At 53.4% G+C, this 23,214-nt stretch carries 18 protein-coding genes; 6 read left to right on the forward strand and 12 right to left on the reverse strand.

Annotated features, from left to right (window positions below; translation table 11 throughout):
• Positions 1-173 precede the first annotated feature (173 nt).
• The 5 genes from RAL88_RS02645 to RAL88_RS02665 all read right to left on the reverse strand — a co-directional run bounded on the left by RAL88_RS02645 (position 174) and on the right by RAL88_RS02665 (position 6,854).
• Complete coding sequence (locus tag RAL88_RS02645) at positions 174-794, reverse strand: hypothetical protein (protein WP_306267098.1); 621 nt, start codon at positions 792-794, stop codon at positions 174-176.
• A gap of 204 nt (positions 795-998) precedes the next feature.
• Positions 999-2,279 carry an ATP-binding protein gene (locus tag RAL88_RS02650; RefSeq protein ID WP_306267100.1) on the reverse strand — a complete coding sequence of 427 codons (1,281 nt, stop codon included), beginning with the start codon at positions 2,277-2,279 and terminating at the stop codon, positions 999-1,001.
• Between the two features lie 111 nt (positions 2,280-2,390).
• Positions 2,391-3,356: an IS481 family transposase gene (locus RAL88_RS02655; RefSeq protein WP_306267101.1), complete on the reverse strand. Its 966-nt coding sequence runs from the start codon at positions 3,354-3,356 to the stop codon at positions 2,391-2,393.
• A 57-nt stretch (positions 3,357-3,413) separates the two neighbouring features.
• Positions 3,414-5,039 (reverse strand): EAL domain-containing protein, encoded by a 1,626-nt coding sequence (locus tag RAL88_RS02660; RefSeq protein WP_306267103.1) that lies wholly within the window; start codon positions 5,037-5,039, stop codon positions 3,414-3,416.
• Positions 5,040-5,243: 204 nt separating this feature from the next.
• Positions 5,244-6,854 carry an EAL domain-containing protein gene (locus tag RAL88_RS02665; RefSeq protein ID WP_306267104.1) on the reverse strand — a complete coding sequence of 537 codons (1,611 nt, stop codon included), beginning with the start codon at positions 6,852-6,854 and terminating at the stop codon, positions 5,244-5,246.
• 361 nt (positions 6,855-7,215) lie between these two features.
• Between RAL88_RS02665 and RAL88_RS02670 the strand changes: the two genes are divergently transcribed.
• From RAL88_RS02670 to RAL88_RS02680, 3 genes are all read left to right on the forward strand, one after another.
• A complete protein-coding gene (locus RAL88_RS02670; RefSeq protein ID WP_306267105.1) occupies positions 7,216-8,355 on the forward strand; it encodes a hypothetical protein in 1,140 nt (379 codons plus the stop codon).
• A 188-nt stretch (positions 8,356-8,543) separates the two neighbouring features.
• Positions 8,544-9,707 (forward strand): hypothetical protein, encoded by a 1,164-nt coding sequence (locus tag RAL88_RS02675; protein WP_306267106.1) that lies wholly within the window; start codon positions 8,544-8,546, stop codon positions 9,705-9,707.
• A gap of 8 nt (positions 9,708-9,715) precedes the next feature.
• Positions 9,716-11,776: a hypothetical protein gene (locus tag RAL88_RS02680; protein WP_306267107.1), complete on the forward strand. Its 2,061-nt coding sequence runs from the start codon at positions 9,716-9,718 to the stop codon at positions 11,774-11,776.
• A gap of 20 nt (positions 11,777-11,796) precedes the next feature.
• On the opposite strand, the gene aspS is transcribed toward RAL88_RS02680, so the two are convergent.
• Positions 11,797-13,584, reverse strand: a complete 1,788-nt coding sequence (gene aspS, locus RAL88_RS02685; protein ID WP_306267109.1) for an aspartate--tRNA ligase — start codon at positions 13,582-13,584, stop codon at positions 11,797-11,799.
• A gap of 186 nt (positions 13,585-13,770) precedes the next feature.
• Positions 13,771-14,826, reverse strand: a complete 1,056-nt coding sequence (gene argC, locus RAL88_RS02690; RefSeq protein ID WP_306267110.1) for an N-acetyl-gamma-glutamyl-phosphate reductase — start codon at positions 14,824-14,826, stop codon at positions 13,771-13,773.
• A 262-nt stretch (positions 14,827-15,088) separates the two neighbouring features.
• Here argC and RAL88_RS02695 point away from each other — a divergent pair, with 262 nt between their 5' ends.
• Complete coding sequence (locus RAL88_RS02695) at positions 15,089-15,820, forward strand: pirin family protein (protein ID WP_306267112.1); 732 nt, start codon at positions 15,089-15,091, stop codon at positions 15,818-15,820.
• A gap of 53 nt (positions 15,821-15,873) precedes the next feature.
• Here RAL88_RS02695 and rpsI read toward each other — a convergent pair whose 3' ends face one another.
• The 5 genes from rpsI to RAL88_RS02720 all read right to left on the reverse strand — a co-directional run bounded on the left by rpsI (position 15,874) and on the right by RAL88_RS02720 (position 20,534).
• On the reverse strand, positions 15,874-16,362 hold the full coding sequence (gene rpsI / locus RAL88_RS02700) for a 30S ribosomal protein S9 (protein ID WP_306267114.1): 489 nt from the start codon (positions 16,360-16,362) through the stop codon (positions 15,874-15,876).
• Positions 16,363-16,364: 2 nt separating this feature from the next.
• Positions 16,365-16,829 (reverse strand): 50S ribosomal protein L13, encoded by a 465-nt coding sequence (rplM, locus tag RAL88_RS02705; RefSeq protein WP_306267115.1) that lies wholly within the window; start codon positions 16,827-16,829, stop codon positions 16,365-16,367.
• Between the two features lie 204 nt (positions 16,830-17,033).
• Positions 17,034-18,452 (reverse strand): L-serine ammonia-lyase, encoded by a 1,419-nt coding sequence (locus tag RAL88_RS02710; RefSeq protein WP_306267117.1) that lies wholly within the window; start codon positions 18,450-18,452, stop codon positions 17,034-17,036.
• A 147-nt stretch (positions 18,453-18,599) separates the two neighbouring features.
• On the reverse strand, positions 18,600-19,049 hold the full coding sequence (locus RAL88_RS02715) for a DNA polymerase III subunit chi (RefSeq protein ID WP_306267119.1): 450 nt from the start codon (positions 19,047-19,049) through the stop codon (positions 18,600-18,602).
• 6 nt (positions 19,050-19,055) lie between these two features.
• A complete protein-coding gene (locus RAL88_RS02720; RefSeq protein ID WP_306267120.1) occupies positions 19,056-20,534 on the reverse strand; it encodes a leucyl aminopeptidase in 1,479 nt (492 codons plus the stop codon).
• A 269-nt stretch (positions 20,535-20,803) separates the two neighbouring features.
• Here RAL88_RS02720 and lptF point away from each other — a divergent pair, with 269 nt between their 5' ends.
• Entirely contained in the window at positions 20,804-22,006 is a 1,203-nt protein-coding gene (gene lptF / locus RAL88_RS02725) for an LPS export ABC transporter permease LptF (protein WP_306267122.1), read from the forward strand.
• Positions 22,006-23,100 carry an LPS export ABC transporter permease LptG gene (lptG, locus tag RAL88_RS02730; RefSeq protein ID WP_306267124.1) on the forward strand — a complete coding sequence of 365 codons (1,095 nt, stop codon included), beginning with the start codon at positions 22,006-22,008 and terminating at the stop codon, positions 23,098-23,100. Before lptF ends, lptG begins: the two co-directional genes overlap by 1 nt.
• Positions 23,101-23,214: the final 114 nt, after the last annotated feature.

Genomic DNA, 23,214 nt, shown 5'->3' on the forward strand with positions numbered 1-23,214 from the left:
GTTTGTCCGCGCAGCCGCCGTCCGTACAAACCGAAGCGAACAACCGCTCTCCGTCCAAACTGTCCGTGCAGCAATCGGTCTACCGCACACTTTGATCAAACAATCAGCGAAGGATCGGTAAGAGCCTAATTCGGGAATCCCAAGTTCGGCACCAAGCAGGAGAAGATTGTTGGTTAATTCCCCTTTGAATCCGCGGTTGTCGAAAACGAACCTTGCTTGAGATCAAGCATCAGACGTTCATCGGCATTCCTCATGAGTTCGTAAAACTCATCGACATCCTTTCGGAGCTGCTCACTTGGCTCTACATCATGAGGAAATTCTACTTCGTTGGCCTCTTGCGCAAATTCCAAAGACCCTCTGTTTGCGGTCGCCTGTGCTGAAACAACCAAAGTACGCCCCTCTTTGCTTAGCGCGCTTGCATGCTCCAGCAAGAATTTTTCTAGTCCTATTGCATGCTTTCCGAGATTTCCGGCAATGCGCGCTTGTGCTTCAAGCCAGTCTAAATCAGGTGCCCACAGGTCTGGTACAATGGAGTTGAACAGTCGGTAAAAATCTGCCGCTGCTGCATATTCTCGCTCAAACATCAGCTCTTGACGCTTTAGTAAGAGCCTATTTTGGTCAGTGTCTCTCACTAGAAGATTTTTGTGAGTTTCTAGCAGGATGTCCAGTCGCACCTGATGTGACTGAATAATTCTAGATGAAACGAGCTTGCCAATAAATGCTGCAATGCCTCCGGATACGGAGGCGATGCCGCCAATCGCCCCAACTATTATAAATATCTCATCCCAACCCATCTTCCAGTCTCCATCTGTCGCGTTCCTGTAAGGTTTCCCACCGCAGTAGAGCCTGATGTCAGGATTAGCTACATGAACTACTGTAAGATCAATTAACAATCAAATGGTGCAACATCGTGCTTTTTGGCCTGCCAATCGGTTCGAAGTTTTTTGTGAATGGTTCAAATCTTTGCAATCAGATGCTGGGAGCATTGAGGCCACATCCTAGTTCGTTATTTCCGCAGCAAGCTGCACTCCATTATTTTCTGCCATCAGACGCACATACCCGCGCACGACACCTTCTCGAAAGCTGTAAAAGCCAGACCCATGCCCCTCTACAATTTTGGCGTGGTTGTCTTTTCTTAGAGTTAACAGCCTCTGATTCAGCTTGTAGCGGTCCATTTGCTCATGCTTGCAATTCAATCGATACCTGGCCCCCACAATCCGTCGATATGATTGCTCGATGTCGTCAAGCTTGCGTTTGGTTGCTGTACGATCAGCTAGTGCCCATAGAGCTTCTTCATATTCCGTTTGGTTTTTTGCTTTTTCTGTCGCCAATGAATAGATACGTTTCAAGCTCGGTTCTGTTTTTTGTAGTGCCTCTTTTAAAGCAATCTCAAAATGAACACGCTGGCACTGGCTCACTTCAGCCTGATCATCAAGCATCGCATAAATCAGGCACTGACCAATCAAATGGACAAAATGCGGAAATCCATCACTGATAATGCCGATCCGTAGCAAAATTCCCTGGTCAATTTGCACGTGCAGCGGAGCGCTTGCATCTTCAATTATTTTCCACAACATATCATGGTGAAGTTTGTCGATCTCCACTGGCTCAAACATACGGCCAGTAGATAAGTGCTCACCGAGAATTTCATTCACATTCGCGCCAATCCCGCAGAAAATAAATCGCATATCCTCGACTTGCGTCCCAACATTTTTTAACAACTCAGCAAAAGCGGTTTTCTCTTCATGTTTAACACGGTCAAACTCATCGATAGCAATGATGATTTGGCCTTGGCGCTTGCTGCGCACGAAACGCAATACATCATAGACCTCCGCCCAACTGGTTGGCAGGGGCACCGCAGATTTATCAGTTTGCTTAAAATTGGCATTCGCACCAGCAATGCCAGGTATAGATACCCCAGCGCCCGCGCTCCATCCGCCGCCACTGGCGGCTATGCGCTGCTTCAAGGCAACCGCGCTATTGCCAATAATTTGGACCACTTCAAAGAAAGTGGTTTGCTCACCGCAGGGTACATAGGTAAAATTTTCTATGCTGCACACATTCGCCTTGCCTGCAGTCATGGCGAGCGAGGTTTTTCCAACCCCTCGCTCGCCGAAGATAAAGACATGTCGCCCTGGTGAGGTCAATGCGCGACGGATCTGCTCTAAATATTTCTCTCGACCAATCAAACGCACTGGATCGCTAATTACGTCCGATGGTGTCAAGTGCTGTGCAAGAATTTCGTCCACCTGAACAGATGTGAAGTTGCGAATAGTCAAATTCAGTTCCCACTTAAACGTTGAGCACCCACATTGGTGCTGTTGATCTGTTTAAACAATTACTAACTGATTCCTATCTCCAAGATACTATTATCAGAAGAAAATCCTTGATTAGGTGTCTAGTCCCGGCATTTGATGGATCGGATTTAGATTGAATCTTTCTGGTTTGTTTGTCCAGATTTTGCAGATGTATTCATATGGTGTGAGACCACCGAGGGTTTTGAGTCTTCGGGCGTAATTGTATGCATTGATGAAGTCGTTGAGATGGTCGCGCAGTTGGCTGTGGTCATCGTAGTGGTAGCGTTTGACGGTGGCGTCTTTGATGGTTCGGTTCATCCGCTCAACCTGGCCGTTTGTCCAAGGGTGTCTGATTTTTGTGAGCCGGTGTTGAATTCCGTTTTCCTGACAACGCATGTCGAACATGTGCGTCATGTATGTTGCCGTTGGCCCATCTTTGTAGCGCGGTGGGAAAGTGAACTGGATGCCATTGTCGGTGAGAACAATGTTGATCTTGTATGGAACGGCTGCAACGAGGGCTTCGAGGAAGGCTGATGCCGTTCGCCTGTTTGCTTTATCAACGAGTTGAACAAATGCAAATTTGCTTGTCCTATCAATGGCAACATACAGATGTAGTTTCCCCTCCATAGTGTGCAATTCGGCAATATCGACGTGGAAATAGCCAATGGGATAACGCTTGAACTTCTTCTTGGCGGGTTTGTCACCGTTCACGTCGGGCAAACGGCTAATGCCATGACGTTGAAGACAGCGGTGTAATGATGAGCGTGTCAGATAGGGAATGGTCGGCTGAAGCGCATAAAGGCAATCATCCAGCGGTAAGAGAGTGTGTCGCCGAAAAGCAACAATTGCGGCTTCCTCAATCTTACTGAGAACCGTGGACTGAGGTTGCTTCGGACCAGTTTTACGGTCTTCAACGCATGTCCGCTTTTTCCACTTCAAAACCGTCTTGGGGTTGACCCCATAGGTCTCGCTCAAGTCCGAGGCCGAAGCTTGCGATCGCTGTATTGCTGCTCTGATAGCGTGCGTAGTCGTGGCGCTGCCGTGTAAAACTTGTCCCATAATGCTTCCTTCCATTCAGGAGAGAATATTGCACCATCAAATGCCGGGACAAAACATCTAAGAAGCTCTGGCTATCGGCTGGACGACTTCGGCTTCGACTTCATAAAGAATTTCCGTTGGCCTGTAATTGTGCAGCGGAGAAATCCGGGTGTTTTCAAACACGGAAAACTTATTCTTCGCCACGACGGATCTTCTGACCAGATCGATATATTCCTCCGGCGGAAGTGGCGGCGAGAAGAAATAGCCCTGGGCCGCCGAAATCCCGAGCTTGCGCAGTGAATCCACCTGATGCTGGTTCTCGACACCCTCGGCAATGATACCCATATCCAGGCTCTTGGCCAGTTCCACGATGATATCAATGATCGTCATTGTGGTGACATCGTTGCTGAAGCTGTCGACAAACATCTTGTCAATCTTGATGACATCGAGTCCCAGTTTCTGCAGGTAGGAAAAACCACCATGGCCAGTGCCGGCATCATCCAGTGCAACGCTTGCACCGAGTTCCTGCATGCCGGAAATCGCCATGCGCGCCACCTGGAAATCCTGTACAGGGTGCCGTTCGGTCAATTCAAACACCAATTGCTGAAACGAGATGTTGCTCTTTCCGAATATTGCCCGAATGTCATCGACAACAGCCATATCCTCAAAATGCTTGCCGGTCAGATTGATGCCGATTTTCAGTTGGCCGAAATCCTTCGACAATTCATTCAGTTCAGCCGCCACCCGCTTCATCAGATCATGGGTGACTTTCATAATGACACCGGTGGTCTCGGCATAGGCAATGAACGCTGCAGGTTGAACCAGCTTGCCCTCTCTGGTTCTGAACCGAAGCAGAACTTCACATCCCAGAATGTTGCCATTTCCCATATCCACAACCGGTTGATAGTAGGCCAGAAATTCGCCCTCATCAAACACCGCGCTATATTCAAATTCCGGGCGGCCTGATCGCCAGCCGATCAGCAGCAGCAGGAACAAAATGACGAGCCCACCGAGAATGCCGACCTGAATGGCACCATTGTCGAGCCGGTCATAGATTACCGGCAGGACCTCCGATCCGACGGATATGGTGACCACCAGAGGAAGCGCTTTGGAAGACATGGTCTGGCTGAAGCGTTCCGGCAGGTTCCGGACATCGATGGCCCACCTTGCAATCGCCCCCACCTTATGCCGGTACATGATCTGATTGTCGACGTGGATCCAGCGGTCACCGCTGGTCAACAGCGCGTCGTAGGAAAGGTAGGGCCTGATAAGCGTCGAGCCGATATCTTCCGGCAGAACTGACGGAGCGAACCGGACGACATAGCGCTGGTTCAAACCATTATTGATCACCAGCACAAGCGGGCGGCGTTCCAGTCGTGCATCCTCAAGAACCGCGAGCGTCAATGTTGGCGTATCCAGGCTCCACGGCTTCAGGAAACCTTCAATCGGTTGACCCGGCCGCAACACGGAACACGCCAGCGTCCCGTCGGAAGCAACGAATCCGATATCCTGTACGTGATCCAGTGATCCAACGACGTAGCGGCTGATACTTTGGAAACGCGGCGAGCATCCTTCAACTTCTCCCAGCCGTGACTGGGATATGGTATTGATAACCGCCGCCGCCTCGCGGTCAAATGCCCCGATAAGCGTTCGGCCGATCGACGTCATTTCTGCGTCCAGGATGTCCTGAGCATCCTTGCGCATGGCGTTATGGGTCTGACTAGAGATAAAACCTGCCACTGCGAGGAACACAATGATGGCAGCAATACTGATAATCAGCCGTCGTCTTATCCGTTTCAAGAATCGCAAGTTGAGAACCCGTTTCATTGTCCGCATTCAAACTAACAGGCGGCGTGTAAACGGATGCTTAACTATAAGTCTGCAGTTGCCATAACAGGACGAATACCGTCAGGGATTGCTGTGCTGGTTTGCGTTGACCAGTTTCAGAAATTTCGGTGCCCGGTCATCCGGATCAAGCTTGGGTCCAGCTGTGCTTTCTCTTGAAATCGCCTCTTCCATAAAGACCTTATATGCCTGCGGGCCAAGCGGACGGGAGTAGAAATAACCCTGGGCCATATCGACCCCCAATTCTTTCAGCTTGGCAACCTGTTCCACGCTTTCGATACCTTCGGCGACGACCAGGATCTGCATATCCCCGGCCAGTTTAATCAATGCCTCGACGATGGTTTTCGAGAAACCCGAATCCGACACACCGTCTATGAATAATTTGTCGATCTTGATGATATCGACTCCAAGCTCCATCAGATATTTCAGCCCGTTATGTCCTGTCCCCACATCATCCAGCGCAACCTGACAGCCCAGAGCCTGTAGCCCGGCGATGATCTCCTTGGCCTTGTGAGACGATTCCATCGGCAGGCGTTCGGTCAATTCGAAGGTCAATTGCTCAAATCGGAAATTTGAGGCAGCAAAAACGCTCTTGATTTCTGCAATGGTTTCCGGTCGATTGAGGTGATCGCTGAACAGATTTATACTGACTTTCAGGGAGGGATGACGGCTGTAAAACGCTTCCAGGTCTTCTCGGACGCGCTGCATCAGCAGCACTGTCATTTCAACAGCCAGACCGGAACCCTCCGCTTCTTCAATAAACGTGTTCGGGTGAGCCAATGTGCCATCGGGCCTGCGCAATCGGACAAGCGCTTCGCAGCCGATATATCGTCCGGTCCGCAAATCAATTATCGGTTGATAGCTGGCAACAAGCTGACCATCCTTGATTGCAGTTTCCACATTACCGATGGCTGAGCCGTCCGCTTGTGTCAGAAACCACAATCCGATGAAAACAGCCGTTCCAAACATCAATGCGCCGAAAATCAGAACCGGAACCGAATGATTTACAGGCAAGGCCTCGAGACCGGTGTTGGCCACCAGAACGGTCATCCGAAACGGCAGCCCGGTGAGTTCGCTTTCCAGGATGCGATAGTGCTCAAGCCGGTCCGAAGCAGGCAGTGATAAAGTGGAATTCGGCCAACGGCCCACATCCGTGCCATCTTCCATGGACAACATCACATATCCATCATCCAGCAACGCACTGTATTTTCTGGCCGACAGGAGCGCATTTGACAGAACCAGCGCGCTCAGTTTCCGGTTCTCGGCAATATTCCGGGAAACCAGCAACGCTTCGAGTTGCCCGGATTCAACCTGGACGGCTTCAATCTGATAGGCGCTGTCTGGCAGGTTTTGCGGAGCTGTTCGGCTGCGGATGGTCTGCCGCTTCTCGGACACAGAACAAATGATATTGTTACTGCCGTCACTGACCATCAGGTCCTTGACGTAAACACTCGTGTAGCTCACCTGCCGCATCAGCTCTTGCGACACAGTGTTGCAAGGCGCAAGCGCCGTATTTGAGTAAGTATCCAGCACCGATTTGGCGTCTTCAAGAACCAGTGCGACCTGATTACTTAGGTCCGTTTTCAATTGCACCATTGCAACGGAAATGTCCCGCTCGCGAGCCGCCTGATGCAGGATTGAGACAAGAAAGAACGGCACCGCGATGCATATCACGGCACATACCATCAATAGGAATGGTCGTTTTCCTCGAAGCAACTCCAATTTTCCTTTACGAATCCGTGCCTGTTAATACCATGGCACAGATAATCAATATAATTCCAAAATCATTAATATTTTAGCTGTTTTCTTAACCCTGTAACCGGCCGGATTGAGCCTTGATCCGCCCAATTTGCCAGAGATGCGAAACTTGTGATTCCGCAGAAAACTCAGTAAGAAAAAGCAAAGGATCAACAAAGTTTGATCTCCACCACAAACCTTTATTGCCTGTCACTGGTTGATGCGCAGCGGCTGCGGCCTATTGTTCAGACAGGCGGGGCTGTCCCATGTCGCCACCGCCTTATTAATGAGGACCTTCATGATATCTTTCAAACATCGCGTCATTGGCGCAACCCTAACGGCAGGCCTATTCGTTCCCGGTCTCGCATTCGCTGCACCTGACGCTATCGCTGTGGCTGATCGACTGGTCGAGATCATGGAAACGTCAGCGTCCGATGCGTCTTACGAAAGCGCGCAATACAATGCGGCGGACGACACGGTGACAATCGTCAACCTCGCATTCACCGAAGATAAGGATACCGGCTCCTTTGCAACTGTAATCATTCAGGGCTATGACGAGGCCAATACAGGCGGATTTGGAGCAGACCGGGTTACAGCATCAGGATTTGAACTGGTTAATGACAAGGCGCAAATTCTAATTTCCGAATTGAGCATCGCAAATCTTGATATCCCTTCTGTCGACGTTGACACTGACGATCCGGAGTCCTGGAATCAGGTCACCTATACAAGTCTGGAATTTGCAAATATCCGAGCCATCCCGAAAGGCTCTGACCCGATCACGGTGGCCTTGGTAAAAAGTGCCATAAACTACACCGGCGACGATGGCATCAGCGGGAATGGAAGCCTGTCGATCGACGATCTCTCAGTACCGGCACAGATAATGGAGGGCGAAGCAAGAGCCTTTATGAAGGCTTCGGGCTATGACAGCCTTGAGCTTGATATAACCGTCGATGCTGCCTATGACGCCATCGCGAAAACGCTCGACCTCAACACATTGACCGTTGACGCTCAGAATATGGGGGTCGTCAATTTCTCGGCTCAAATGGGCGGTATACCGAAGGACCTGCTGCGCGATTCGGCTCAAATGCAGGGTCTTATGGCCACAGCAACATTGCGCGGAGCCCGGCTCAGCTTTGCCAACGCATCGATTTTTGACAAAGGTCTGGATTTTGCTGCCGGTCTGACCGGACAGGATCCGGCCCAATTGAAGGCGCAAGCGCCGTTTGTGCTTGGATTCGGCCTGGCGCAGATCAACAATGAGGCTTTTACCAAAATGGTGACCAGGGCTGTGACTGATTTTCTTGACGATCCAAGATCCCTGACCGTGACAATAGCGCCGGAAAATCCTGTTCCGGTTGCCCAGATTGCAGGCGCCGCAATGAGTTCGCCGAAGGTTGTCCCTGATCTTCTCGGCGTCGCAGTCGTCGCCAATCAGTAGCTCAATCGTCCGAGACCAGAAAAAAGGCGGTGACTTTCAGTTGCCGCCTTTTTTTCGCCAAAGCTTCGCACTCAGTTGCAACCAGGATAAAGCTGCCTATAAGGACTCTAGAACCTGAATCCGGTTCAGGTAGGACTGTCACAAGGCCAGCTTAACGGAACTTCCCGAGGTATTTAGAAAGTAGCTTCATGACCAATTTTTTTCGCTCCCTGATCGTGCCTGTTGTAACGTTGGCAGTTGCGTTGACTGCGCCAATGGCCCCCGCAGCCGCAGCATCAGATCTGGCTGATACTGTTGGGCAAACCCTGATCGGAACCATGTCGAAGGTCAGTGGCGACACATTCGCCTATGAAACAGCGCGCTTTGAAGAAGCGGATAATACAGTGGTGCTGGAAAATCTGACGTTCACACGCGAAAAAGCCAAACAACCCAGCGTGACGATTGAGACTGCCAGAATTCTCGCACCGGTGATGATGGAAAATGGCGGTTTTACAGCGGATTCGGTAACCACACTGGGCATCGCGCTGAATGGCCGGTCAGTAAAAGGCACCGTCGCATCAGCGCAAGCGTCAAATGTGATGGTCCAGCCAGCCGACCAGATCGTCGAAGGCGCGATCAGTCAGTGGTTTCGCTATGAAACATCATCGGTGCAGAACATTCGCATCGGCGGAACGCCAGAAGCACCCCTTGTCAGCGTTGCCACGATCGATACAGTTGCGGACATCAATGACGATAACATTCCGGTTGCAGGCGAAGTGACTGTCAGTAACGTGTCCATTCAGGTATCGGACCTCTCGGAGTCACGTATCCAGCGCGATATAAAGCAGCTTGGATATGAAGAGATTGGGTTCTCACTGACTGCCAAAGGGTCATACGCACCTGAAGATGACACTTTGACGGTGGAAAGCTTTCAACTCACCGGAGACAATGTGGCGGCACTTTCGTTGTCCGCATCGATCGGCGGTATTCCGGAAAGCTTTATGGCCTCTCCGCTTGACCCGAGGACAATTATAGCCACTGCGAGTATCGGCAGCCTCGACTTGCGTATTGTCGATGACTCATTGACCGGCCGGGTGTTGACCGCACAGGCGAAGAAAATGGGAACCGAGCCGGAGGCACTTGCTGCGCAATTGTCAGGTGCCTTGCCGTTTTTCCTGGCTGTGCTGGAAAATGACGCCTTTCAGAATCAGGTGGCAGACGCCGTTTCGTCATTCCTGAATGAGCCGGAAAATTTCAACATCACCATGAAGCCGGAAAAGCCGACACCTTTCATTCAGGTTTTCGCTGCCTTGACATCCGCTCCGGGCACCATAGTCGAGTTGCTTGGCCTGTCGATCAGCGCCAATGATTAGGACCGCGAATGCTTGCTGGATCTGATTTCATGGTGCGTTTGAAATTTCTCATGATTGTTTGTGCAACCGTTCTGGCGGCAAGCCCGGGACCACTGCGCGCGCAATCGCTTGATGATCTCCTGTCGCAATCGCTCGGCGGTATTTTCTCGCGCACTATCGACAATTCGCTGAGGCAGTGGCTCGAGCAGACCACCGGGCTCGGTGCCGCATCCGGTCGCATCGGCGACGTCACGACGCGCCCCTCAGACAGCGCTTTGCTGATAAACGGCATCTCGCTGAGCGCGCCAGGCCTGGAACTGACGGTGGACATCAAAACCGCAGTTCTTGAACGGCCACGGCGGCGCGATGGCGGCTATGTCGTCGAAGCCGACAATATCACGCTTGACGATGTCACGATCAGACAGGGCCGAACCGAATTCGCCATAGACAGGATGGTTTTGCAGAAGGCGGCACTGCCGCGCCTCAGCATCACTCGGCTCAGCTCGAATATCGATCAACTGGATAAGTTTGAGCGCCAACGCCGCTTCCTCGCGGAGCTTTTCGGTTTGCAGGCCGAGCAGATATCGATTCCCACACTTTCCGTGCGCACTTACTCATCCAGAAAAGAAATGGAACTGATATCGGAAAGTATTTACCGAGACAACACGATTGAGGGGCTGAAGAACCGGACAATTGCGCAGTGGCGTTTTGCCAGCAACAGATCTCTCAGCCCTCCTGTGGAGCCACTCATAAGCGAGAGCTTCCAAGGCGCAAAAATTGACAATCTAAGTATTGACGCGGTTCTGACTTTACTCGACCCTCAAACCGGTTTTGAGACAGCGCGCACCCTGATCGGCCAATTCAGTGCACGCAATTATGCGGTCTCACTTGCCGGACTGACAGTGAGTATTGATGCCATCCGGCTTGCTGATTTCGCTATGGACCCGCTGGACGCGGCCGTGAAAGAAACCCTGATCAAGGTTGTTGGCAATCCGAATGGAATAGATGGCATTCCGAGTTCTGGAGTGCCACCATTTCTGCTCAACATGGCGGCGGCGTTCAGCCTAGGCAATTTGGAACTGCAGGGCTTCCGGGTAGAGGCGCTTGGCATCGATGACTTCGCCTGGGATTCCATGAAGCTGTCGGCAGCATCTCTCAAAGGGTTTGACGATTTTGAGCTGCAAGGGTTTCGCTCCGGTTTGACCGATGTCGGCCGTGTGGATTTCACAGTGGCTTCAGTTAAAGATGTCGTGTTTCCGGACAAGCAGGTGCTGCTCGCCAAACTGGCCGGCGACCCGGTTCCGCTGGCAGCTCTGGTGCCGAAGCTCGCTGCGGCCAGCCTCAGCGGTTTTGCTGCCAATGTTCCCGAGATGTCGCTCGAAGGTGGCATTGAATCACTGGATCTGAAAATGCAGACCGACACATCCGGTGTTCCCGCGGGCGTGGTCCTGTCACTGCAGAAACTCCGGGTTCCCACGTCGCTCATCCCGGAAGGAAACGCACTGCTGGCGCGCCTGACGGGTACATTGAATGCCATGAACATCGGGATTGTCGAGCTCAACCAGTCGCTGACACTGAGCTATGATGCGGCATCGCAAGCTCTGGAACTGCAGGATCTGGATATTGATATTCGCGATCTGGGACGGTTCCAGGCCAGTGCCCGGATTGCGGATGTGGCCACCTCGCCCTTTGCAGATCCGGCACAGGCCGGGTCATCTATCCGTCAGGGCAAGCTTGTGAACTCACAGTTGAGCTTTGAAAATTACGGTGTCGTGGAAGCTGGTTTTGATGCTCAGGCCAAAAAACTCAATACCAAGGGCGATGTTCTGAGAAATCAGGTCGGCGCCACCTTGCCGTTTCTGGTCGCAGTGCTGCAGAATCCAAGGTTTCAGAAGGAACTTGTTGACGCCCTGCAGGCCTTTTTGCCAGACCCTCAGGGACTGGTGGTCACACTTGCCCCTGAGGCTGGTGTTGCCATCTCCGAAATTGAACGTCAACTGCGCAGTGACCCGCGAAAATTGCTGGCGCTGCTGGGCGTAAGTATCCAGAACAAGGCATCTATCCGCGCAGAAGAGCCGCTACGCAATTAGACCGTTTCATGGTCTGCCAATCAGGTTTTTGCTGACGGAATGACACGCAGATGCAGTTCCTGGAGCTGCGTCGCAGTCGCCGGAGCCGGTGCGCCCATCAGCAGATCCTGGGCCTGCTGATTCATCGGGAACAGTGTCACCTCCCGCAAATTCTTGGCGCCGACAATCAGCATCACGATACGGTCAACGCCTGCTGCCATGCCTCCGTGAGGCGGCGCGCCGTATTTGAAGGCCCGGTAGAGCCCGCCGAACTGCTCTTCCAGCACCGCTTCATCATAGCCTGCAATAGAAAAGGCCTTTTTCATCACATCAACATCATGGTTGCGAATTGCACCAGAAGCGATTTCAAATCCGTTGCAGACCATGTCGTATTGATAGGCGTTGATGGTCAGCGGGTCCTGTTGCTCCAGAGCTTCCAGACCACCCATCGGCATCGAAAACGGGTTGTGGGAAAACTCGACCTTCTTGTTGTCTTCATCCCATTCATACATCGGGAAATCGACAATCCAGCACAGTGCAAAGCGCTCTTCATCGACAAGACCAAGCTCACTGCCGATGCGGTTGCGCGCAGCCCCGGCAAAAGCGGCAAATTTCGATGGTACACCAGCGACGAAGAAAACCGAATCGCCGTCTTCCAGACCAAGCTGGCTGCGCAGCGCAGTCGTGCGTTCCGGTCCGATATTCTTCGCCAGCGGGCCCGCGCCGACCACTTCGCCTTCTTCCTTGCGGAAGAAAATATAGCCAAGCCCCGGCTGGCCCTCGCCCTGGGCCCAGCTGTTCATGCGGTCGCAGAACGCACGGCTGCCGCCGGTTTTGGCCGGGATTGCCCAGACCTCAACCTTTGGATCGCGCTCGATCATTCCGGCAAATATCTTGAATCCGGACCCGGCGAAATGTTCGGTGACCGCTTGCATTTCAATCGGATTGCGCAAATCCGGTTTGTCGCTGCCATATTTGCGCAGGGATTCCGCATAGGGAATGCGCGGAAACTCCTGGGTCACAGGCTTTCCCTCGGCAAATGTCTCGAACACGCCGCGAATGACCGGCTCCATTGTGCTCAAGACGTCTTCCTGGGTAACGAAACTCATCTCCAGGTCAAGCTGGTAGAATTCACCCGGCAGACGGTCGGCGCGGGGATCTTCATCGCGGAAACATGGTGCGATCTGGAAATAGCGGTCGAAGCCGGAGATCATCAGCAATTGTTTGAATTGCTGCGGTGCCTGCGGCAACGCGTAAAATGTGCCATCGTGAATGCGTGAAGGCACCAGAAAATCCCGAGCGCCTTCCGGCGAAGATGCGGTCAGAATCGGCGTCTGGAATTCGTTGAAGCCTTCCGCAGCCATCCGCGCCCGCATATCGGAAATTACCCGGGTCCGTGTCATGATATTCTTGTGCAGGGTTTCGCGGCGCAAATCCAGGAACCGATTACGCAACCGCGTGTCTTCGGGGTAGTCGAGTTCGCCAAACACCGGAACCGGCAGATCATCTGCCGCGCCAAGGATTTCCATGTCCGAGCAGAACACTTCGATCTCGCCGGTTTCAAGATTCGCGTTGACCGTATCGCTGTCGCGCGCCTTCACCACACCATCAATGCGGATACAATATTCCGAACGCAGGCTCTCCGCCATCTTGAAGGCCGGAGAATCCGGGTCGGCCACAACCTGGGTCAATCCGTAGTGATCGCGCAGATCAATAAACAGCAGACCGCCATGGTCGCGCACGCGGTGAACCCATCCCGACAGACGTACGGTCTCATCAGCGTCAGACAAACGAAGAGCGCCACATGTGTGGGTGCGATAACGGTGCATTTTATGTCCTGAAATTCTGTTGGGCCAAAGGGCCGGTGTTCACGAGGTTGTTGCGCGGAAAAACACATGACAGACGGCGAAAGTCAAGTATTTGTCTGGCTTTGGGCAGAGAAGTTTTCGCGCCAATCGGTTACGTAGACACGATCCCTCTTCGGGACGCAAATTGTGTCAATCGCCGCCAGGGTGTCAGGGGAACAGCGCAACCTGCTCTAATCCGACTGTCTCCGGCAGGCCGAACATCAAATTGAAATTCTGCAGCGCCTGACCGGCTGACCCTTTAACCAGATTATCAAGCGCCGAGATGACAATCGCGCGTCCCGGAATCCGGTCGGCAAACACCGCGATCAGGACGTTGTTGGAGCCGCGCACATGCTGGGTTGCCGGCATTTCGCCTGCCTTCAGAACATGAACGAAGCTCTGGCTGGCATAAAAGGCCGCAAGTGCTGCGCGCAGATCATCCGGCGTCGTGCCATCGGCACAGCGCACATAATGCGTGCACAATTCACCGCGCGACATGGGAACCAGATGCGGCGTGAAATTGACGATCACTTTGCTACCAAAGGCGCGGCCGACTTCCTGTTCGATTTCCGGCGCATGACGGTGCGTTCCGACCGCATAAGGTGACATGCCCTCACCGGCTTCGCAGAACAGCGTGTTCTGTTTCAGGCCGCGCCCCGCGCCGGAAACACCAGATTTTGCATCAATGATAATTTGCGACGGGTCAATCAGAGCCAGTTTTGCCAGCGGCAGCATGGCGGACAACACCGCGGTCGGATAACATCCCGGACATGCCACCAGCCGCGCTTTTGCGATGTCCTGACGGTAATGTTCAGTCAGTCCGTAAACCGCCTCGCTCTGCAATTCGGGCGCCTGGTGCCTCACGCCATACCAGCGCCGATAGGTGTCAGCGTCGCGCAACCGGAAATCCGCCGACATATCGATGAATTTGACCTTCGGATGGCTCTTGAGCACACTCGCCGTAATCTGCTGTGTTGTGCCGTGCGGCAATCCGCAGAACACAGCATCCACATTTGACCAATTGGCTTCTTCCACGGTCACAAGTGGCGGCAATCCCAACCCGCGCAGATGCGGAAATACGTCCTCAATCGGCTTTCCTGCATGGGAATTTGCCGTCAATACAGTGGTGTCGATATTGGGATGACGAACCGCCAGACGCAGCAAATCCGCGCCGGTATAACCGGAGGCACCCAACACACCCACTCTGATTTTCTTGTCCGCCATGCTCTGAATCCAGTCTTCTGAAATAGACTTTTGCTGCAGATACGCCCTATGGCGGCAAAACGCAATGACGGTCGAAGCCGCTATCGCTTCCGCACTGGCATCCTGTTTTTACAGATGGTTTCATCTTCTCGATGACTGTCGGACGCAGCGTGTCGGAGAGATTGTTCACTTTTTGAAGACAGTGTTACAACATTGATAACGGTTTATTTGTTCCGTTTTAGTCCCAGATATATCTCATGTTACATTCAACAGGAGCATGATTATGTCCGCAACCACACTGACTTCCAATCCCATCATCATTCGCCGCGCCGCTGATCGGGGCAGCGCAGATCATGGCTGGCTTAAAAGCGCGCACAGTTTCTCGTTTGCCGGTTACAGCGACCCGGAGCATGTGCATTACGCATCGCTGAGGGTCATCAATGATGACACAGTTGCACCGGGTGGCGGGTTTCCGACCCACCCGCATAAGAATTTCGAGATATTTTCCTACGTTCTGGAAGGGTCCCTTGAACACAAGGACACACTGGGAAATGGCTCGGTGGTGACCGCCGGTGGCGTGCAGTTCATGAGCACTGGAAGCGGCGTTTCCCACAGCGAATTCAATCCCTCTGCAGAAGATGCAGTTCACTTTCTGCAAATCTGGCTGATCCCGGATCAGAACAATGTGACCCCGCGCTATGAAACCCTGGCCGCCACTGATCTGGACAAGCGCGGAAAGCTGGCGCTGATTCTGTCACCGGACGGCGCGGAGGGCTCGATACGCGTCCAGCAGGATGCCCGCGTTTACGCCGCCAATCTGGATGGCGATGAGCAGATCGAATATCATGCCAAGCCGGACCGCAAACTCTGGCTGCAGGTAGCGTCTGGCTCAGTTTCTCTCAACGGCGAGCAGCTGAAACAGGGCGATGGTGCAGCTCTGGATAGCGGCCCCGTGCAATTGGACAACGGTCAGAACGCCGATCTGCTGCTGTTTGATCTGGCACCGATTGAGTAGTGGAATCAAAAAGGGCGGCCCATTGGCCGCCCTTGCTGCAGATGATCCAGACTTTAACGTTTGGAGAACTGGAAGGATTTACGGGCCTTGGCCTTACCGTATTTCTTACGTTCCACAACCCGGCTGTCACGGGTCAGGAAGCCACCCTGTTTCAGATTGCCGCGCAGGGTCGGTTCAAAATAGGTCAGAGCCTTGGAGATACCGTGACGCACGGCACCAGCCTGACCGGACAGGCCCCCACCGGCCACAGTTGCATTGATGTCATACTGCGTATCGCGGTCTGCGGCGACAAGCGGCTGACGCACAACGAGTTGCAGCACGGCACGGGCAAAATAGACTTCAAACGATTTGCCATTGACGGTAATCCGGCCCGAGCCTGGGCTCAGCCAGACCCGCGCGACGGCATCTTTACGTTTGCCTGTTGCATAGGCACGGCCATGTTTATCCAGTTTTTGAACATACACGGGCGCAGCTTCAACAGTTTCGCTGCCTGCTTCCATGACGTTGCCGAGATCTTCCAGGGATTGCAATTCTTCAGCCATGATCAGGAGGCCTTCTTGTTCTTGGGATTCAAAGCTGCGACATCCAGTGTCACCGGCTGCTGAGCGCTGTGGGGATGCTCGGACCCTCCATAGACTTTCAGATTGCGCAATTGCTGGCGGCCCAGCGGGCCACGCGGCAACATGCGTTGCACGGCCTTCATCACGACGCGCTCGGGGAAACGGCCTTCGATCAGCTCGCGCGCGGTGCGCTGCTTGATGCCGCCGGGAAACCCGGTGTGCCAGTAATACACCTTGTCTTCGTATTTCTTGCCGGTCAGTGCGACCTTGGCGGCGTTCACCACGATGACGTGGTCACCGCAATCCATATGTGGGGTGTAGGTAACTTTATGCTTGCCACGCAGGCGTGTTGCCACAATCGCGGCAAGACGGCCTACAACAAGATCTTCAGCGTCGATCAGAATCCAGTTCTTTTCGATCTCGCTGGCTTTCGCAGAATATGTTTTCATGGGTTCAGCTCAAATCCGGTGGAGACGTGACCCGGCTGCAAGGCATCAGGCCACAAAATCAGAAAGCGGCCCAATTCCGGAGCCGCCATGCAATGGCCGCGATGTAGCCGAGGCCCCGGCCCCGGTCAAGACCAATTGTTGGAAATTCGTTCAAAAAACCTGTTATTTTGCAGCTATTTGCTATACAGGTATTATTTTACCACATCAACAGGCGACAAGATTGACAGCAAGGCCGCCTTTTGAGGTTTCCTTATATTCGTCCATCATGTCACGGCCTGTCTGGCGCATGGTTTCCACGCAGGTATCGAGCGGTACAAGATGATCGCCGCTGCCGCGCAGAGCCAGGCTTGCGGCGGTCACAGCTTTGACTGCGCCCAGGGCGTTTCGCTCGATGCACGGCACCTGCACAAGCCCTGCCACCGGATCGCAAGTCATGCCGAGATGATGTTCCAGGGCAATTTCCGCAGCATTTTCAATTTGCTTGTTGGTGCCGCCAAGAACGGCACACAATCCGGCAGCGGCCATGGCAGACGCAGAACCGACTTCGCCCTGGCAGCCAACCTCAGCGCCGGAAATGGAGGCATTATATTTGATGATGCCACCAATCGCTGCGGCCACCAGCAAGAACGTCTTGACGCCTTCTTCCGTCGCACCGATGCAATGATCCAGATAATAGCGGATAACCGCCGGAATGACGCCCGCTGCGCCGTTTGTCGGGGCCGTAACCACCCGGCCGCCAGCTGCGTTCTCCTCATTGACCGCCATCGCATAGACGCCAAGCCAATCCATCACCTTATGGGGATGAAACGCATTGCTCCCGGTTTCGGCCACCAGTTGATCGTGGATTTCACGGGCTCTGCGCTTGACCTTCAGCCCGCCCGGCAGTTGTCCGCTGCCGCTCAATCCCCTGTCCATACAGTCCGACATCGCCGACCAGACCTCCATCAGACCGGTGTCGAGCACTTTTGAACTGGTATTCGCCACCTCATTTTCGCGCTTCATATCCGCGATACTCAGACCGCTTGCCACCCCCATCGACAGCATTTCAGCAGCTGACCTGAAGGGATAAGGCACCGCCTCAATGGTTTCGTCTGTGACGGCCTTGCTGTTCTGCTTTTCGCGGGCACTGGCTTCCATCTCCGCTTCGGTCATGACGAAGCCGCCACCGACCGAAAAATACGACCGTTTCAGCAGCAACAGCCCTTTGCTGTCATAGCCACTGAAAATCATCCCGTTGGCGTGTTGTGGAAGGGCTGGCCCATAATCAAATTCCAGATCGGATTCAGGATCGAAGGAAAATGTCCCAAGCCCTTCTGGTGAAACAGTTTTTGCGGTCGAAATCTGTTCCAGAACAGCCGCCGCACTGTCCGGATTCAGCGACTTTGGTTCAAAGCCTGCCAACCCCAATATGATGGCGCGGTCGCTGGCATGGCCCTTTCCGGTAAAACTCAAGGACCCGTGCAGGCTGACTTTGATGTGCGCCACATTCGCACCGGCAGGTCGCGGCCAGTCTCCGTCGCGAATCTCGGTGAGAAAGCGGCGCGCCGCCACCATCGGACCCATCGTATGTGACGACGAGGGACCAATGCCAATCTTGAACAATTCAAAAACACTCAGAAACATGACCCGAACCGCGACCATACACCCGCACTTGCGGACGATAACACGACACATTGCAGGCGTCGCGTCAAATGCGACATCGAACGGATGCGATATGAATCGGACGCACTGACTGGATTCCACTGCTGATGAATATGCCGCAGCAACCTCCTAGCCCTTTTTCTCCCAGCGCCCGGACTCGTTCTGCTGCCAGTAAGATAAGTCATGGTCGGTCTTTTTCAGGACTTTCCAGTGATCCCTGGCCTGTTGCACGGAAAATTCATCCTGACCGTCAAACAGCAGCACCAGCCGCTCGTAATTCAGATCGTCCGGAAGTCCAGCGTCATGGATCAGAAAGCGAATCTGTGCACCGATAGGATTGTCCTTGCCGCCAGTCAGAAGAATGGGCTGGTTCTCGGCAAAGGCTTCGCTGTCCAGTCCGTGCGGCAGAAAGCTGTCTTCCCGATAGGTCCACAGCAAGCTATCGATATCTTCCAGACGCTCCGGCAATCCGCTTTCGACGACAACCCGCCAGTTTCGCGCCAGCGAACGCTCCAGCAAACCGGGCAGAATTTCCTCAAGCGGTTGTGTCTGCAAATGATAAAACAGGATTTCCGTCATGGCCGATCAGCGTTCATATCCGTCGCGAACCAGTTGATTGAGCAACCGCACGCCGAATCCGGAACCCCATGAGCGGCTGACTTCGGTGTCCGGGGAGCCCATCGCCGTACCGGCGATATCCAGATGTGCCCAATCGACATTTCTGACAAAGCGCTGCAGGAACTGAGCCGCCGTGATCGACCCCGCCCAGCGTCCTCCGGTGTTTTTCATATCAGCGAATTTGCTGTCGATCAGCTTGTCATATGGCTTGCCCAGAGGCAGCCGCCACACCAACTCTTCCGTGGCGTTACCAGCTTTGTGAAGCGCAGCCGACAAGTCATCGGAATTGGAAAACAGGCCGGCATGATGGTTGCCGAGCGCAACGATAACCGCCCCGGTCAAAGTCGCAAGATTGATCATGAATTTCGGTTTGAACGTGTCCTCCACATACCACAGCAGATCCGCCAGAACGAGCCGGCCTTCCGCATCGGTATTGATGATTTCAATGGTTTGTCCGGACAGCGAAGTCACGATATCGCCCGGCCGCTGCGCCATCCCGTCCGGCATGTTTTCCACCAGCCCGACGACGCCGACCACATTCGCCCTGGCTTTCCGCCCGGCCAGCGCCTTCATCAGCCCGGATACTGCTGCCGCGCCGCCCATATCGCCTTTCATGTCCTCCATACCGCCAGCTGGTTTGATGGAAATACCACCGGTATCGAACACAACGCCCTTGCCGATAAATGCCAGTGGCTGATCCTTGTCTTTGCCACCATTCCAGCGCATCACCACAACTTTCGACGGCATGGCCGAACCCTGACCAACACCCAGCAACGCACGCATGCCGATTTTTGCCAGTTCCTTTTCGTCAAGAACCTGAACTTCGACTCCAAGATCCTTCAACTCTTTGAGACGTTCGGCAAATTCGCTCGTTGTCAGGATGTTGGCCGGTTCATTGACCAGATCGCGGGCAAATACAGTGCCATCTGCCACGGCCTGGTCGCTCTGCCATAGTTTTTTGGCGTCCGCCGCTGCATCTGCGACAAGTGTCAGCTTCTGTGCTTTTGACTTGGACTTTTCATCGTCCTTACGGGTCTTGTATTTGTCGAATTTGTAGCTGCGCAGATAGAGACCCTGAGCGCAGGATGAGATGTCTTCAGCACCAACATCATCCAGCACAATTGATGCGCTGTCTCCCGACAGCAGACCGGACATCTGTCCACCCAGATTGCGCCAGTTTGGCGCGGTTTCTTCCTTTTTGGGAGAAAGGCCTACAACGATCAGCCGGTCAAACGGCGTCCCGGCAGGCAAAACAAGATTAAGATTGCTGCCGGATTTGCCTTCAAAGCCTGCCGCCGCAGCAGCTTTCCTGAAAAACTCCTTCAATTCCGCGCTATACGCCACCAGTGTCGCCGGCAAGGTCAGACTGTCCGAACAAACCGTCACCACAATTTTGGGCGAACCGGTCATTTTCTTTTGAAAAGTGATGTCAGTCAGATGAGACATGAATTTGGCTTCCTTGATGGGTTACTGGCATGGAGAAGGGCCGGCGAGGCGACCGGAAAAGTAAATATCAGGCTGCTCGATGATATGGATCGGCAGTTTTGTTGGAAAGTGGTACAAATGAACGATTCCGACAAGCCCCCGGCATGATCTTTCCGAATATCCGGCCGGTGTTGTTCGCTTGACCGATCCGGTGTTGTTCGCTTGACCGATAATGACCCGGTGTGACACGACGTTGATATCAACCCCTTGGAAGATCGCAGACAGTGACGATGAAATTCGGTCTTGGAGCCAAAATTGAACGCTACGTCTTCTGGAAAGGGCTCTCCGCATTTGCGCTGACCACAGTGACCTTGACTGTCATCGTATGGATGACCCAGGCGCTTCGTCAAATTGACCTGGTCACGGCCAAAGGACAGACGCTGCAACTGTTTCTCATAATCTCGTCGCTGGCGATCCCCAGCCTCGTCGTGGTTCTGGCACCGGTGGCACTGCTGATCGCCACCCTGTATGTCATGAACACGCTGCATCAGGACAGCGAAATCGTCATCATTGCGGCAGCCGGCGGCTCTCCCAAGCGGGTAACCAGACCGCTGTTGTGGCTCAGCCTTCTGGTGGCTCTGCTGACCGGGTTTTTGAGCATCTATATCGCGCCTGCCGGCCTCAAGCTATTGCGTGGTCATATTATTCAGGTGCGGGCCGATTTGATCAGCAGCATCATGGTTCCCGGAGCCTTTACTGAAATGGACCGTGGTTTGATGGTGCACATCGAAGAGCGCAGTGTGGACGGGTTTCTGGGTGGAATCCTGATCAGCGACACGCGAAACCCGGACATTTCCTTTCAGTATCTGGCCGATCGGGGTGCACTGGTTGAAACCGGACCAAGCACCTATCTGGTTATGCAGAACGGCAACATTGTACGCCGCGAGAAAACCGAAAACTCATCATCCATAATCGAGTTTGATAGTTATGCTTTTGATCTGTCACAATTCCGCGAACGCACCTCAAAAGCCGGCTATCGTTCCAAGGAGCGCAGCACGATTGAGCTTCTGCAAAACATAATCAGTCCCGATCCGAAAGAAGATGGCTCAACCATCAAAATCAGTGCCGAACTTCACAGCCGTTTTGTTGCGCCGCTTTATGCTTTCAGCTTTGCCATGGTCGCGATGCTGTTTATGGCCAGTCCGCAAACCACAAGATCGGGGCAAGGTGTCGCCATTCTATCGGCCACGGCGGTTGCGGTGTTCACCAGAGGGCTGGGATTTGCGGCAGAAAGTCTCGCCGAGAACAGCGCTGTTGGCGTTGTCATACTCTATCTCATTCCGGTTCTGGCAGCCATCATCAGCCTGATATTACTGTGGCAGAATGTCCGGTTGGATTTTGCCCAGCGTGTCGCCGACCGGCTCGTTAACATCAGCGAAAAGCTGGTGGCAAAACGCTGGTCTGCCGACAATGACCGCAAAGTGTATCGCTGATGGTCAGTCGGAGAACCATCAATCTGTATTTCACCAGGGTCTTTTTGCGATCGATTCTGAATGTTTTTCTGATTTGCTTTGCGATTATATTTCTCGTCGATCTGGTCGAACAGATCAGGGAATTTTCCAGCCATGACGATTTTTCGTTCATGTTCGCCGTCAAGATGGCCTTGTACCGGACCCCCACCATTGCAGAACAGGTTCTGCCTTTTGCTGTGCTGATCGGCGCGATTGTCGCGTTTCTGTCGCTTACGCGCAAACTCGAACTTGCAGTGACGCGCTCAGCCGGCGTGTCGGTCTGGCAATTCATGCAGCCTGCCCTGTTTGTGGCCTTGTTGATCGGCGCACTTGCAAGCACGGCTTACAATCCTCTGGCTGTCTGGCTGCAACAACGCTCCGAACAGCTGGAACTCCAGGAAATGAGCGATGGCAAAGAAATTCGCAAAACCGCAACCAAAAGCATCTGGTTCCGTCAGGAAGGCTCCCTGGGCGAATCCATTCTCTCCGCAAAACGCACAGCCAACCACGGGTTGACCCTCATCGGGGTCACGGCTCTGGTGTTCGAAAAAGACCGCACTTTCAAGGAACAGGTCGATGCGGTCTCGGCAAACTGGCAAGATGGTTACTGGCGTCTAAATGACGCACTCATCACCACTGCCGATTCGCCTCCCGAGCGCCGCGCTGAGTATCAACTCAGCACATTTTTCACAAAAGAACAGGCTCAACAACAAGCGGAAAGCACTGGAAACACTAGCTTTTGGCAGTTTCCCAGCACGATCGAAGCGGCTCGACGCGCCGGTTTAAATACAAATCGCATGCGGCTGAATTTTCAGACGCATCTGGCCCGGCCGCTGCTTTTCGCGGCGATGGTTATCATTGCAGCTACGGTTTCATTAAAATTGACACGGCTTGGCGGTACCGGTCATATGGTTTTAGGTGGAATTGGCGCTGGCTTCGTGCTTTATGTGCTTTCTGAATTGGTTGGGGATTTTGGAAGCAACGGGCTTCTCAACCCCGCTCTTGCCGCTTGGCTTCCTGCGCTCATTGCATCTGTAACGGGCGTGACAGTTTTATTGTATCAGGAGGACGGATGAGGCAGCGTGCAAACGCCCGGTCCGAGGAACTTTCTCGCGTATTTTGCGCTGCTGTCCCGCGCTGCAGCGTACTTGCGCCTGCACCGCAGCCAAAAGTGTCTGGACCGTCAAGAA

This window comes from Pararhizobium sp. IMCC3301 (assembly GCF_030758315.1).
Taxonomy (GTDB): Bacteria; Pseudomonadota; Alphaproteobacteria; order Rhizobiales.